This window comes from Rhodococcus sp. IEGM 1366, assembly GCF_033142425.1.
GTDB lineage: Bacteria > Actinomycetota > Actinomycetes > Mycobacteriales > Mycobacteriaceae > Rhodococcus_F > Rhodococcus_F globerula.
The window spans coordinates 291,412-306,166 of record NZ_JAWLRZ010000007.1; the positions used below are offsets into that span (position 1 = coordinate 291,412).

11 protein-coding genes are annotated in these 14,755 nt (G+C 62.4%); 5 read left to right on the forward strand and 6 right to left on the reverse strand.

Annotation, left to right across the window (positions count from 1 at the left end; all coding sequences use genetic code 11):
• The first annotated feature begins 4 nt into the window (after window positions 1–4).
• Window positions 5–2,911 carry an MMPL family transporter gene (locus tag R4P64_RS22300; protein WP_317822768.1) on the forward strand — a complete coding sequence of 969 codons (2,907 nt, stop codon included), beginning with the start codon at window positions 5–7 and terminating at the stop codon, window positions 2,909–2,911.
• Here the strand turns inward: R4P64_RS22300 and R4P64_RS22305 are convergent.
• The 5 genes from R4P64_RS22305 to R4P64_RS22325 all read right to left on the reverse strand — a co-directional run bounded on the left by R4P64_RS22305 (window position 2,886) and on the right by R4P64_RS22325 (window position 8,676).
• Complete coding sequence (locus R4P64_RS22305; RefSeq protein ID WP_317822769.1) at window positions 2,886–4,766, reverse strand: DUF2339 domain-containing protein; 1,881 nt, start codon at window positions 4,764–4,766, stop codon at window positions 2,886–2,888. The genes R4P64_RS22300 and R4P64_RS22305 overlap by 26 nt on opposite strands.
• A gap of 86 nt (window positions 4,767–4,852) precedes the next feature.
• Window positions 4,853–5,584, reverse strand: coding sequence for a DUF1707 domain-containing protein (locus R4P64_RS22310; protein WP_287161345.1), 732 nt, complete (start codon window positions 5,582–5,584; stop codon window positions 4,853–4,855).
• A gap of 39 nt (window positions 5,585–5,623) precedes the next feature.
• Complete coding sequence (locus R4P64_RS22315) at window positions 5,624–6,256, reverse strand: response regulator (RefSeq protein ID WP_045066679.1); 633 nt, start codon at window positions 6,254–6,256, stop codon at window positions 5,624–5,626.
• A gap of 28 nt (window positions 6,257–6,284) precedes the next feature.
• On the reverse strand, window positions 6,285–7,490 hold the full coding sequence (gene macS, locus R4P64_RS22320; RefSeq protein ID WP_033231722.1) for a MacS family sensor histidine kinase: 1,206 nt from the start codon (window positions 7,488–7,490) through the stop codon (window positions 6,285–6,287).
• The gene (locus R4P64_RS22325) at window positions 7,483–8,676 is read right to left on the reverse strand and encodes an AI-2E family transporter (protein WP_317822770.1); all 1,194 of its coding nucleotides are present in this window, start codon (window positions 8,674–8,676) and stop codon (window positions 7,483–7,485) included. The genes macS and R4P64_RS22325 overlap by 8 nt, the downstream gene beginning before the upstream one ends.
• 224 nt (window positions 8,677–8,900) lie before the next feature.
• Between R4P64_RS22325 and R4P64_RS22330 the strand changes: the two genes are divergently transcribed.
• Both R4P64_RS22330 and R4P64_RS22335 read left to right on the forward strand, forming a co-directional pair.
• The gene (locus R4P64_RS22330) at window positions 8,901–10,379 is read left to right on the forward strand and encodes an adenylate/guanylate cyclase domain-containing protein (RefSeq protein WP_033231724.1); all 1,479 of its coding nucleotides are present in this window, start codon (window positions 8,901–8,903) and stop codon (window positions 10,377–10,379) included.
• 9 nt (window positions 10,380–10,388) lie between these two features.
• Window positions 10,389–11,495, forward strand: a complete 1,107-nt coding sequence (locus R4P64_RS22335; RefSeq protein ID WP_051730285.1) for a TIGR00374 family protein — start codon at window positions 10,389–10,391, stop codon at window positions 11,493–11,495.
• Here R4P64_RS22335 and R4P64_RS22340 read toward each other — a convergent pair.
• Window positions 11,492–12,172 (reverse strand): FadR/GntR family transcriptional regulator, encoded by a 681-nt coding sequence (locus R4P64_RS22340; protein ID WP_172936586.1) that lies wholly within the window; start codon window positions 12,170–12,172, stop codon window positions 11,492–11,494. The two genes, R4P64_RS22335 and R4P64_RS22340, sit on opposite strands and share 4 nt — an antisense overlap.
• A 165-nt stretch (window positions 12,173–12,337) precedes the next feature.
• On the opposite strand from R4P64_RS22340, the gene R4P64_RS22345 reads away from it, so the two are divergent.
• Both R4P64_RS22345 and R4P64_RS22350 read left to right on the forward strand, forming a co-directional pair.
• Complete coding sequence (locus R4P64_RS22345; RefSeq protein WP_317822771.1) at window positions 12,338–14,134, forward strand: 2-isopropylmalate synthase; 1,797 nt, start codon at window positions 12,338–12,340, stop codon at window positions 14,132–14,134.
• 28 nt (window positions 14,135–14,162) lie between these two features.
• A complete protein-coding gene (locus R4P64_RS22350; RefSeq protein WP_033231726.1) occupies window positions 14,163–14,717 on the forward strand; it encodes a YceI family protein in 555 nt (184 codons plus the stop codon).
• Window positions 14,718–14,755 lie beyond the last annotated feature (38 nt).

Below are 14,755 nucleotides of genomic sequence, written 5' to 3' on the forward strand. Positions count from 1 at the left end.
ATCAGTGTTCGCCAGCTGGGGAAGCATCGTCTATCGTGCCCGCTTCACCGTCATCGCTGTCATGGTGGCGGGACTCCTCGGGCTTGCCGCGTACGGCATGAGCCTGCAGGACCATCTCAGCCAGAGCGGCTGGGACGATCCGGGGTCACAATCGGTCGAGGCTGCAAAGCTCGCCGACGGCACGTTCGGACGTAGCACCGCCGGCGACGTTCTGGCGCTGTACACAGCGCCAGAAGGAAAAACCGTCGACGACCCGGAGTTCCAAGCGAAGGTCATCGACAGCCTGCAACGACTGGTCTCGGACCATCCGGATCAGATCATGAAGATCAACGGTTCGTACTTCAAGGTCGGTGACGGACTTTCCGTCGCCGCCTTGGCAGACCCGACGAAGCAACATGCCGTTGCCAGCGTGGCCATTGCCGGCGACAACGACACCGCGGTGTCCAACAACTTCCGCGATGTCGAGAGCGAGTTCTACATCGACGGTGTCAACGTGCAGTTGGCCGGTCTGCAACCGGTCGCGAACTCGTTGAACGACACGATGGCCAACGACATCAAGCGCATGGAAATGCTCGCAATTCCTGCTGTCGGTGTGCTGCTCTTCTTCGTGTTCGGTGGCGTCGTCGCTGCTGCCCTGCCCCTGATCGTGGGCGGCCTGACCGTCATCGGTGCCAACGGCATCATCCGTCTGATCACCAATTTCACCGAGGTCAACGCGTTTGTCGCGCCCGTGGTGTCCTTGGTCGGGCTGGGTCTGGCCATCGACTACGGGCTGTTCATCGTCAGTCGTTTCCGTGAAGAAATCGCCGAAGGGCACGAGACGCCGACGGCGGTCCGCAGAACGGTCATGACCGCAGGCCGCACTGTCATGTTCTCGGCGACCATGGTTGCCGTCAGCCTCGGCGGCCTTCTGCTGTTCCCCCAGGGCTTCCTGAAATCCGTTGCGTACGGCGCAATCGCGGCCGTCATGCTTGCGGCCATTTCGTCCGTCACGATCCTGCCTGCCATCCTCGGAATCCTGGGCAAACGGATCGATGCGTTGACGTTCAAGAGGCTTCGCCAGACCAAGACCAACGAGGAAATCGAAAACGGCTTCTGGGGCAACCTCACCAGGTTCGTGATGCGGCATCCGCTCAAGGTTGCCGTTCCGATCGTGGCCGCACTGCTTCTGATGATCATTCCGCTCACCGGCATCAAGTTCGGTGGCATCAACGAGACGTACCTGCCGCCCGACAGCCCCACGCGCGTAGCTCAAGCCGAGTTCGACGAACTCTTCCCGGGTAACCGCACCGAACCTGTCCGTCTGGTCATCCAGGGCGCAGACAACACCGCGCTCGGCCAGATAGCGAAGACCGCCAACAACGCACCGGGCCTGGTCGAGAAGTTCACCCCCGAAGTGGCCACCAAGGACGGCGTCAACGTCCTCAAAGCCGGCCTGACCGAGCGCAACGAAGCTCGCCCCACCATCGACTACCTCCGCGCCGCGGACTGGCCGGAAGGCACGACGGTCCTTGTCGGCGGCACCCCCGCCATCGAGCAGGACAGCGTCGACGCTCTACTCGACCGTCTACCGCTGATGGTCGTCACGGTCATTTTGCTGACCACACTGCTCATGTTCCTGACCTTCGGATCGTTGGTCCTGCCGATCAAGGCAGCTCTGATGAGCGCTCTCGGACTGGGTTCGACGCTGGGCATTTTGACGTGGATCTTCATCGACGGCCACGGCAGCGAACTGCTCAACTTCACACCCGGCCCGATCATGTCGCCAGTTCTGGTGTTGATCATCGCGATCGTCTACGGGCTTTCCACCGACTACGAAGTCTTCCTGCTCTCACGAATGGTGGAAGCGCGCGCGCAGGGTGCGAGCACCACCGAATCCATCCGCATCGGAACAGCGCACACCGGCCGCATCATCACCGCGGCGGCGTTGATCCTCATCGTGGTGACCGGCGCGTTCGGCCTGTCCGAACTGGTGATGATGAAGTACATCTCGTACGGCATGATCGCGGCCCTGGTCATCGACGCCACGCTCATCCGCATGTTCCTCGTGCCCGCCACGATGAAACTGCTCGGCGACGACTGCTGGTGGGCCCCGGCCTGGATGAAACGAATCCAGGAGAAGATCGGACTGGGCGAGCCGATCCTCGACAACGAACTTGCGCTCGTCGATGTCCCCCAGCTCACGCCCGTCGGCGCGATCGCCGGACCCGGCCAGGCAAAAATCACCGAGTCAGCGCAGGCAAAAGCTGCGACGCCGTCGCGGGTACTCCCGCCCCCAGCAACGGTCGGGGGCAAGCGCGAACCCGATCCCCTCACCGAGCCCATCCCCCTCAGCGAGATGTCGGTCAAGGCGCCAACGCCCAGGACATACGCGCCCGGCGAGACACCCCGCCGCCGCAGTACCGACCGACCGGCCGGTGCGCCGCAGGACCTGATCGAAGCACCGGTCCCCAACCCGACGTACAAGGCGGCCAAGCCGGAACCAACGGCAACACCGACACCGGCTCCGACCGCTCGCCGCACCTCCCCCGCTACACCAGCTTCCACTGAACGACCGATCGAAAGCTGGTTGTCGGACCTGCGCACCCCGGGTGAGGCGCAACCTGCATCGAGGCCATTGCCGGCCGTCCGCACTTCGGCACCGACCAACGGTGCAGCCACAAACGGTGCAGCCACAAACGGTGCAGCAACAAACGGTGCAGCAACAAACGGTGCCGGCACCAATGGTGCTTCAACCAACGGCGCAGGCAGTAACGGAGCGGGCAGTAACGGAGCGGCCACCACCGGCGCGGCGTCTGAATCCACTCCCAACGGTCCGTCGTCCGGCAACGCAGTCAGCGGACGCCACCGCCCCGACGACGGTAATGCCGTGAGCGTCAGCGAGCTCATCGCGCGGCAGAAGCGGAGTTGATCTGGTCCGCCTTGCCGAAGGCGCGTGCATAGCGCGTCCCGACAAGCAGGAGCAGTAGCCCGACCACCAGGAACGCGACACCGCGAACCAGTCCGCTCAAGGTGGCGAGATCGAACAGGAAGAGTTTTGCCAGCGCTGCGCAGGTCAGCGTCAGACCGGTTCCCAGCATCGTGTGTGCGTGCTCGCGATTGTTCAGTCCGAATACGAGTGCGGATGTGGCGGCCAGCATCCATACGACCGTTGCTGCACTGTGGCCGAACACAAACCCTGTTGTGCCGCCCCATATCTCGATGCCCGAAGCAACCAGTGCGCAGGTAGCGGCGTAGAGGATACCCATTCCGCTGATGGCCCAGGCGACGGCGATGTTGTTCTCCGAGACCAATGCCAATCGACTCATGACCCACACGAATGCCACGAGCACTCCGATCGCCGTCAGGCTCGTGAGTGCCGTCAGCGCATCGAGATGGGCAGACGCGGCACGGGACGTCATCAACATGGACGGCGACGCGGATTCCAGGAATCCGATCAATCCGATTGCGGCAAAGACGGATCCGAGCGCACAGACGAAACGTGATCCGGTCGAACCTGCGATCACGATGAAGACGGTGGCGATGGCAAGCAGAACTGCAGCAGTCAACGACTGCGGCGACCCGGCAACACAGCACAGCAGCAGAGCCACTGCACCGGTACCGGCGATACCCATGCGCAGGTGAGTCGACAATGCCGCGCCGACTGCAGCACCGGACAGGAAGACCAGAGCCATGACTCCGTAGAGCAGGGCGGCCATCTGATCGCCGAGGAGTACGTCGACTCCCAGCAGTGGGAGCGTTGCGACAATGAACGTCGCACTCGACCAGGCGCCCCCAACACCGTCACGCGACGGTGATCCCTTCCACTGCAAGGCAACTGCGCCGCTCAGTCCGATCAGGGAGACAACAACAGCACTGATCGTCAATGCCGATGAATCAACCTGCATTCCATCGAAGAGGGACACTCCGATGATTGCTGCGATCAATACGATCACAACCGGCGCTGTCCGAGCCATGCCAAGATATTTCCAGTCGCGACCGAGTTGAGCGGAGAACCCTGCCACTTGGAGAGCAACAAGAAAACCGATGAGCGACAACGTCAGTGCGCCGGCCAAGGCGGGGGCTGCCAATGCCGCGCCGAGCACGATCAGCAGCGCAAGAGGTTCGGAGTTCCACCTGACCGCCACCGAGACTCCGGCAGCAGCGATACCGAAGGCAATCACCATCGACAGCGGCGAGACGATCCAGCCGTACAGGACCGACGCTGCCATCACATCGAGGTAGAGACCGGCAAATCCGGTGGCCGCCAGCGCGATTGCTCCCACCCGGCCGCCCGGGCGTCCGTACACCCGGAACCCTGCGAAGATCAGGGCACCGGACAGGGCTGCTCCGCCGATCACTCGAAGCGGCGGTCCGAAGAAACCGGCCTGGGCTGCCAGAACCAACAGCATGACAACACCGATCAAGGTGACTGCCACCCCGGCAATCGCGAGGAGTCGGCTGATCACGCCGTCACGTTGCCACCACGGCACACTGGGCTGCTTCGGAGGACTCGGTTGCCACGGCACACTGGGTTGCTGCGGCGGACTTGGCGGGCGCAGGTACTGCGGTTGCGGGGCAACGTGCTGCGGGGCCGGCTGTGGAACGTACGCGGGAACCTGAACGGGCGCCGCAGCCGGCGCTGCAGGCCGCATCGTGGTCAGCTGCGTCTGCAGAATCGACAGGTTCTGCCCCATGTGGCGCAACTGCCGTCCGATGCTTTCGCATTCGTCCGACAGAGCGGTCACCAGTCGCGGATCGACGGCAGGAGAACTTGGTGTGGTCATACACCGAGCTTGCTTCAGTCAATCCTCGATTGAATGAGTAGTACTACTCGACCGGCATAGGGGCTTTCGGTGAGCACGCCGGCGATCTAGGACCCAAGGAACTTGCGAAAGGTGGTTCCGAAGGGATGCTTTGCGGTGACGCTACCGAAGCGCACCTTGCCGTGCACCACTACGTGAAGCGGGCCCATCTGAGGCCCGGACCGCACCTTGTTGGAAGCGCTGCCACCGATGGCTTCGACATCGTTCATGTCCACCGTGGCTTCTTCGGGGACGATCAGCGAGATCGAGCTTGCATAGTCGTTGATCGAGACATGCACGATCTGTGTTTGCATGACCGCACGCGTGAAATCTACGGTGACACTGGACATTCGAGTGTCGATCACAACGGCCGGCGGGACGATCCACGCGCCGTTACGCGTCACTGTCGACATCCGTCCGCGGATGATCGCGGCATTGGCTGCGCCGTAGGCACCGGCCGCCGGAGGCCCACTCTGTCCGGTATAGGGCTGCGACTGCGGCTGCGGATACTGAACCTGCTGATGAACCGGCGGCTGCTGGTAACCCGGGGCCGGATACTGATAACCGGACTGGCCGGCCGACGCGGGATACGCGGGAGGCTCGTAGTCCGAGATCAAGGTGATGCCCGGGAGATCGGCGAGTACGACGTTGAGTTCACCCCTGGTCTTTGCTGCCAGCGCGGTGTCCATACGTTCGGTGAACTCACCGAGTGAGAGCATCCCCTGACCGACGGCTTTCTGCAGCAATTCGCCGACATGCTCTCGTTCTGCATCCGATACGCGTAGATTCCTGGCCTCCATGGTTTCCAGGATAAGCGTTAATCGAGACTTTCCCGGATATCAATCAAGACCCTGCTCGATTGCGTAACGCGTCAACTCGACGCGGTTGGCCAATTGAAGTTTGCGTAGCGTGGCTTGTACGTGGTTTTCGACGGTTCGGTGGCTCAGCGAGAGCCTGGTCGCAATCTGCTTGGCGCTGAGCCCTTTCGCGACCAGTCGCAGCACTTCGGTCTCCCGTTCGGTGAGCTTCGGGACCTCGGGTGCACGGTCGTCGGCGGGAGCCGTGGACATGCGTCGGTATTCACCGAGTACCAGTCCGGCAAGGCCAGGGGTGAAGACGGCTTGCCCGTCGTAGGTTGCGCGTACGGCTCCCAGGAGTTCGTCGACGGAAGCACTCTTGACCAGGTAACCGGACGCTCCCGCCTTGATCGCGTCCAGTACGTCGTCGCGTTCCGACGACGCCGACAGCACAAGGATCTTGCTGTGGGGCGAAACTTCGAGCACGGCTGCGGTTGCGTCTGCGCCATTTCCGTCGGGGAGGTGCATGTCCATGAGAACAACGTCCGGTGTCACTGCAGCGGCGCGGTTTCGGGCACGCTCGACGCCGTCTGCGGTGGCTGCGACGATGAATCCGGCTGCTTCGAGGTCGCGGGACACTCCGTCTCGCCACATCGGGTGATCGTCGACCACCATGACGGACACCCCTGCTACACCTTGTTGCTCAGTCACTTCCACTACTTTCCTTCGGCACCGTGATTTCCCATTCTGTGCCCTCTCCGGGTCCGGTGTGCAGGCTCGCGGTACCGCCGAGCAGCGCGACGCGTCCGAGAATGGACTTCGATACTCCCATGCGGCCTTCGGCTTCGGCTTCGGCCAACCGGCCGTCGGGGATACCGACTCCGTCGTCGCGGATGCTGACGATGACCTCGCCCGGTAGATCTTCGAGCAGTACGAACACCTTGGCGCCTGAGCCGGCGTGGAGGGCTGCGTTGGACAGGGCGTTGTCGACGATGGCGGCCAGTTCGATGGCGCGGTCTCGGTCGAGGATGACAGGGTCGGCGGGTGTCGAGACGGATACCGTCGCACTCGCCCCAGTGGTCAGCAGTGGGCACAGGTCGACGCTCTGACCTCCCGTGTCGGCGGTTGCGCCTGAGCCCTGTTCGGAGATGAGCATGCGCAGTGCCACTTCCTGCTCTCCGGCCAGTTCTGCGAGTTCGGCCGCTTCACCGCCTAGGGCTGCGCCTCGTCTTCGGACCATCGCAAGAACTTGGAGTACTCCGTCGTGGACTTCACGGGCGAGTCTTTCGCGTTCTTCGGTGGCTGCGGCGAGGCGCACGGCTTGTTCGAGTTGGCGATGTGCGCGCCGTGCGGTGGTGGTGGCGAGGCCCAGCGCCAAGCCGACTGATACGAGGACGGGGGCTGTGGCGTCGCGCCAGAGATCAAGATTGATCTGGTCCCGGATGATCGCGCTGGCCGAGGAGATGACAACGCCTGATGCGATTCCGAGCCACGGCCCGCCGAGGATCGCCGCCGAGATGACGGCGTTGGTGGCCCAGAGCGTCGTCGGTAGGGTCTGGTGATTTTGGTACCACTCGTGATCTGACACAAGCCTCGTCGACGCCATGAGCGCGATGACGATCAGCTGATCTGCCAGTACGACATATTTTCGTGGGACCGTTTCAGCGGCCAACATGACTGCGGAGGCACCGGACCACACCGCCATGAGCGCGACGAAGAACCAACTCAGACGTGCGTTGGTGTAGTCCGACGCCGAAGCGAACTGGTAGCTGATCGCGTACACCAGAGTGACCAGCCGAAAGGCCTGCGCGGCCCGCCACAGCGGTGCGTCAGGGTCGGTGTCTATTCCGGATGCTTCGCGGACGGTGGGCCGGTAGTGCAATCGGCGTCGGCGGGTCGGGTCAGTCATCGTGGGTGGCCTGGTCGGGTGGGATCGGATTTTCGATGCGCGGTTCGGTTCGTGGTTCGTCGGGTTCCGCCGGATAGAGCGGTGTCTCCGGATCTTCGACGTGCAGTTGGGCGTACACGGCGTCGGGATCGTCGGCGAGCAGTGAGCGGATGGCCGTGTTGAGGACCGCGACGATCGGTACGGCGAGGAGCCCGCCGACTATCCCGGCAAGGACGATGCCCGCGGTGATCGCGAGAACCACGGCCAGCGGGTGAAGCCTGACTGCGCGGCCGAGCAGCAGGGGCTGCATGACGTGCGCTTCGAGCTGCATGACGCCGATGATGATGCCTAGCACGATCAGGGCGGTCAGGAATCCCTTGGTGACCAGGGCGACGAGGACTGCAAGAAAACCCGTGAGAAAAGCACCGACGATCGGGATGAACGCGCCGATGAACACCAGCGATGCCAGGGGCAACGCCAGCGGGACTCCCAGAATCGCGAGGCCAGCGCCGATACCGATGGCGTCCGCTGCGGCGACGGCAACCGTTGCACGTACGTATCCGATGAGTGAACCGAAGCCGGCGGCGCCCGCGATCCGGATCCGACGCCTCGAATCGCGCGGAACGATCCGGGTGACGAACTCCCAGATCTGGTCTCCGCCGTACAGGAAGAAGATCAGGGTGAAGAAGGTCAACAGCGCGCCGGTGAAGATCTCGGTGACAACCGCCGCGGTGGTCAGTGCGCCACTGGTCAGTTCTTCGCGATTGGACTGCACCGATTTGACGACGGAATCGCCCGCTTGGCGAATCTGGTCCTCACTGAAATGGAACGGGCCGCTGGTCAACCAGTTCTGGATTTGTGTGACGCTGGCAGCAAATTGATCGGTGAGCTCTGGAAGACCGTCGATGAACTGCTCGACCACAAACGTCATGATTCCGGCAACGATGCCGAGGGCACCGAGCAACACCACTACAACGGCAGCTGATCGCGGCACGCCCCACGTTTGCATCCGGTCTACGAACGGAATGAGCAGCGCCGACGCCAGGAGCGCCAAGCCGACGGGAATCAGCACCGTCTCGAGCCGCAGCACGACGTATCCGAGGACCGCCAAGCCGGCAAAGATCACGATCAGGCGCCACGACCACTCGGCTGCGATCCGCACGCCGAGATGAACCGACTTCGCGTCGGACGTGATGGGCTTGTTCATTCCCGCTCGAACTCATTCTCGAACTCATTCATGGGCCGAATCCCCTCCGCATTCCCCTTATCCTGCGTTCCCTTCGGGAGCCTAACCGCCGGAGCCGACAACCGTGGGCAGACGCAAATGGGACGCGCATACCAGTACTTCGACCCTGGCCAGCTAAATTGAACGCTGTGCGGGCTTCATACAGAGCGATAGCGGTGACGATCCGCAGTCGATGGCCCATCTATATGGTTTCGATGCTCGCAGCCAACCTGATCGGCGCGGTGCTGGTCTTTGCCTTTGTGCGGTACGGCGTCCCCATCGAGGAATCCGACGCGATCGTTGCCGATCATGTCCGGAACTTCGCGGTGTTCGGCATCTACCTCGCGTTTGCCGGTGTTGTCAGTCTGACGGCGGCAGCCATGATGCTCCGCAAGGTCATCCGGTGGAGATTGCGCGGCGGTCCCCCGACGCGCAGTGAGCAGATGGCAGCGCTGCATGCGCCGCTGCGCCAAGCGATCGTCCACCTTGTTCTATGGTTCCTCGGCGGCATCATCTTCGTCATTCTGACGATCAACGAGATGCCCGGGTTGGCTATCGCGGTGATTGTCACCGTCTGCATGGCCGCGACCACGACGTTCGGGTTCACGTACATGCTCGGCGAGCGAATCCTGCGTCCCGTCGCTGCACTCGCACTGAGCGAGGGCGAATTCGATCGGACCATGGCTCCAGGCGTCGGCACCCGTTTGGCAATGACGTGGGGATTGGGCACGCTCATGCCCGTCGCCGGCATCATCTTGCTGTGCGCCACCCAACTCACCACTGATCTCGAGTTCTCACCCAACTCGTTGGCGTGGGCGATCTTGTTGATCTCGATCATGGCGATCGTGCAGGCATTTGCGCTGTCGATGCTGACGGCCAGCCAGATCTCCGACCCCATCCGCCAACTTCGACGCGCCATCGAGCGGGTCCAGCGCGGTGCGACGGACGTTCGTGTCGAGGTGTTCGACGGCAGTGAGATCGGGCGTCTGCAGGTCGGGTTCAACCGCATGATGAAGGAGTCGGACGAACGTCGTCTGCTGCGCCAGTTGTTCGGCCAACATGTCGGCGAGGACGTCGCTCGACGCGCTTTGCAGTTCGGTACGGAACTGGGCGGTGAAACACGCTTTGTCGCGGTTCTGTTCGTGGACATGGTCGGGTCGACGGGCGCTGCGGCTGAACGTCCGCCTGGCGAGGTCGTCGAATTGCTCAACGAATTCTTCCGCATCGTCGTGGACGTGATCGACCGTCACCACGGCTTTGTCAACAAGTTCATGGGCGATGCGGCGCTCGCGATCTTTGGCGCTCCCCTCGATCGACCCGACGCACCGACGGCTGCGCTGGCTGCTGCGCGCGAGTTGCGGTTCAAGCTCGACGCGATCACCGGCCTCGACATCGGTATCGGTGTGAGCGCAGGTTTGGCGGTCGCGGGAAATATCGGTGCGGCGGAACGTTTCGAGTACACCGTGATCGGCGACCCGGTCAACGAGGCCTCGCGTTTGACGGAGCTCGCGAAGTTCCGTCCCAGCAGAGTCCTCGCGTCGACGAGTGCGCTGTATTTTGCGGACGAGGAGGAGCAGGCCGAGTGGGAACTGGGCGAGCAGGTTCAACTTCGTGGGCGCAGGCGGCTCACTCATCTAGCCTGGCCACAGAAATATCCCGAGGTAGATCCAGAACAGATTGGTTAGTCTGAATCGATGGCACTGCCTGGAAAGACCCCGTGGCGACTGAGACGGCCCCCGCCGTCCGTCGCCGAGCCCGGTCGGGTTCGTGGGCGATTCTGGTGGCTGAAGTATGTTCTCGGGCTCGCGCTGATCACTCTGCTGGTTGTCGAGGGGACACTGCTTTGGCCAAAGCTCAATGAGTCATGGCAGGCACTGACGGAAATCCACTGGGGTTGGGTTGCGGCCTGCATCGCCGCCCAGGCCGTCTCACTCAGCGGATACGCGTCGGTTCAGCAGCGGCTTCTCAATGCTGCCGGTGTGGTGGCCGGCCACCTGAAAAATCTCTCCGTGATCTACGCAAGTACCGCGATGGCGCTCACATTGCCTGCGGGGCAGGTGTTCTCCACTGCGTTCACATACAAGCAGACCCGCAAGTGGGGTGCGACGCCCATTGTCGCGTCGTGGCAATTGGCTATGTGCGGTGTGATCGCCGCAGCAACGCTGGCACTTCTCGGCGCAACCGGCGCTTTGGCTTTCGGCACCAAGGTCAGTCCAGTTACGCTGACCATCTCGATTATCTGCGTGGCGCTTCTATTCGTCGGCCTGCGATATATCGCCCAGAACCCCGGTAGCCTCGAACGCCTAGGACACTGGGTCCTTGCTCGGTACAACAGCTTTCGCGGTAATCATCCAGACCGTGGAGTGTCACGCTGGTCCGAGATTCTCACTCAACTCGATTCCGTGGAACTCGGGCGCACCGATACCGTCATCGCTTTCGGCTGGTCGGCGATCCATCGTGTTGCCGACGTCGCCTGTCTCGGGTTTGCCTGTTGGGCTGTAGGTGCGCACCCCTCGTTTGCCGGTTTGCTGATCGCGTTCACCGCAGCCAAGGCCGTCGGGAGTATTCCTCTGATGCCCGGTGGTTTGGGATACGTGGACACAGCACTGATCACTGCGCTCACCATCGCCGGAGCGACCGGCGCACAAGCTCTCGCGGCGGTCTTCGTCTACCGAATGGTGAGTCTTGTACTCGTGGCGCTCGTGGGGTGGGTCGTCTTCCTCATCTCGTTCCGAGCGACGCATCGCGACGACGCCGACATGACCATCGACTTCGAACGCGGCGAACAACCCGGCGTTTAGCGTCGCAACGCTGCTGCCATGTCATCCAGATGGGCACGGCTGATTCGCACGGCAGCCTCCGAGTCACCGGCTTCGATGGCGTCCACCAACATTCGATGCTCGTCTGCGTCGGGTTGGCTGTGCGGATTGAGATCGAGGACGCCGATCAGCTCGATCAACGCAGTCCGAAGTCGTGGGACAAACGTTTCGAACAACTCAGACAGAACCGGATTGTGCGCCGCCTCGACCACCGCGCGGTGCACCGCGATGTCGGCGTCGACAAAGGCGGCATCACCGGAATTCGCGGCCGCGGCCCTACCGTCGAGCGCACGCCTGAGTTCTGCGATGTCGGTGTCGTCGCGTCGTTTGGCTGCCAATCCAGCTGCCTCCACCTCGACGGCGTTGCGCACTTCGACTACATGCAGAATGGCTTCTGATTCGAGGACCCGAGGCCACTGGTCGGGTGGAGTTGTACTGCGCAAGAACACTCCGGCGCCCTGACGCGATTCCAGCATGCCGAGTCCGGCGAGGGTGCGAACGGCTTCGCGGATCGTGGAACGGCCGATACCCAATTCCGCCGCCAGAGTGGTTTCACCTGGAAGTTTGTCACCGACTGCCCATTCGCCACCGATGATACGAGCACGAAGAAGCTCAGCGGCTTGATCGGTGAGTAGACGGCGTTCGACCATCGGCGGCACGGAAACTCCTCAGGTTGTCTGATAAGTGATTTCGTTCTAGTGTAGCCCTCATGGCTTACCGAGGACTCCTTCTCGACTGCCGCGGCGGGGCCTGAAAAGACCGGCACCCCTCCGCGGGGTTCCGCCATGGCCGGTCTCTCACCAAGACCCGCAGGAGAACCCCCGATGAGCACCACCTGGAACAACCAGAGCACCACCTGGAACAACCAGAAACCCTCCCCCATGCCGTCCGCGCGTTATCGCGCCGCGTGGGATCGAGTCGACATTCCGGCATTCGATCGAACCTGGCCGGCCAATCGCACCACCGAAGCACCCCTGTGGGTTCCCGTGGATCTGCGCGACGGCAACCAGGCCCTAGCCGAACCGATGGACCCGGCCCGCAAACGCCGAATGTTCGAACTGATGGTGGCGATCGGCTACAAGGAAATCGAGGTCGGCTACCCTTCCGCCAGTGCGACGGACTTCGACTTCGTTCGCGACCTGGTGCACCTCGACCTGGTTCCCGACGATGTCACGATCGTTGTATTCACCGCAGCCCGAACAGATTTGATCGAGCGAACCTACCAATCCATCGCCGGACTGCCGAACGCGGTAGTTCACATGTACACCGCTACCGCACCGACATGGCGCGATGTGGTCCTGGGGAAGGAACGAGACGAACTGCACGGCATGATCTTTCGCGCCGCCGAGGATGTCGCTCGCGGCGGTGACGCTCACGACGGGTGGCGGTTCGAGTTCTCACCCGAGGTCTTCAACCTGACGGAACCGGACTACGTGCTGCAGATCTGCAACAGCCTCAGCGAACTCTGGGATGCGAGCCCAGATCGCCCGGTCATCCACAATCTGCCTGCCACAGTGGAAATCGCCACTCCTAACATCTACGCGGACCAGATCGAATACATGCACCACAATCTCGCTCGACGCGATTCGGTAATCCTGTCCGTACATCCGCACAACGATCGTGGCACCGGAGTGGCGTGCGCCGAACTGGCAGTACTCGCCGGCGCTCAGCGGGTCGAAGGCTGCCTGTTCGGTAACGGTGAGCGCACCGGCAATGTCGATCTGGTGACGCTCGGACTGAACCTCCACGCGCAGGGCGTCGACCCGCGAATCGACTTCACCGACATCGACGAAATCCGTCGAACAGTGGAGTACTGCAACAGAATTCCGGTGCACGAGCGCCACCCGTACGGCGGCGATCTGGTGTACACCGCGTTCTCGGGAACCCACCAGGACGCAATCAAGAAGGGCTTTGCCCATCATTACGAGCGCGCCGAAATCCTTGGCATCGATCCGTCGCAGGCACCGTGGGAAGTGCCGTACCTGCCGATCGATCCCGCTGACGTCGGTCGTGACTACCAGGCCGTGATCCGGGTAAACAGCCAGTCCGGCAAGGGAGGCATCGCCTACTTACTGGCATCGGAATACGGCATCGAACTCCCTCGACGCCTGCAAATCGATTTTGCGGCGCGCGTTCAACGTGAAACCGATGGCTCCGGACTCGAGATAACCGCCGACCAGCTGTGGAACCTCCTGCTGCGCGAGTACGGGTACAACGGAGGAATGCGCCGATATTCGGTGGAACACGACTCCGGTGGTGATCATCTGTTTGTCGTCCTCGATCGCGACGGCAAGGAAATTACCGCACAGGCCAGCGCGTCCGGGCCCGTCGAGGCGCTGGCCAGGATCCTGACCGAGAACGGCACCGGCGTCGAAGTTCTGTCACTCACGCAGCATTCACTTCCCGGCCACTCGGATTCTCCGGCCAGTGCAACTTCGGCAGTCACCATCACAGAAGCCCTGGTCAACGGAGTCCAGCACTGGGGAGTGGCTGTTCATCAGTCCGTCACGGCGTCGGCGCTTCATGCCGTCTACGCGGCCGCATCCCGCACATGTGATGACAGTCACACGAACTTGCGGAAGGATTCTCGAGGGTTCATAGTTGAACCTACAAGCAATTGAACATTCAACTACTTATCAAGGAGCTTCGATGACCGCCGCTACCACCACATTGCCCGCATTGACCGCCGGAACCTGGGTTATCGACACGGTCCACTCGACCGTCGGCTTCTCGGTTCGCCACCTCATGGTGTCCAAGGTTCGCGGCACGTTCGACGAGTTCTCGGGCGCCATCACGGTTGCCGAGGACGGAACCCCGGCCGTCGAAGCCGAAATCTCGGTCGCCTCCATCAACACCAAGAACGAGCAGCGTGACGGCCACATCAAGTCCGCTGACTTCTTCGACGTCGAGAAGTACCCGACGGCTACCTTCAAGTCCACCGCAGTGCGCGCCAAGGGCAGCGACTTCGTACTCGCAGGCGACTTCACCCTCCACGGTGTCACCCGCGAGGTCGAGCTGAACCTCGAGTTCAACGGCGTCAACCCCGGTATGGGCAACGGCCCGGTTGCCGGATTCGAAGCCACCACAGTCATCAACCGCAAGGACTTCGACATCTCCATCGAGATGCCCCTCGAAGGCGGCGGAGCAGTTGTCGGCGACAAGATCACCATCACCCTCGAGATCGAGGCTGGTCTGCAGGCATAAGGGCCTTCGGCCACGTGCGCCTTTCCGGTAGTGCCAAC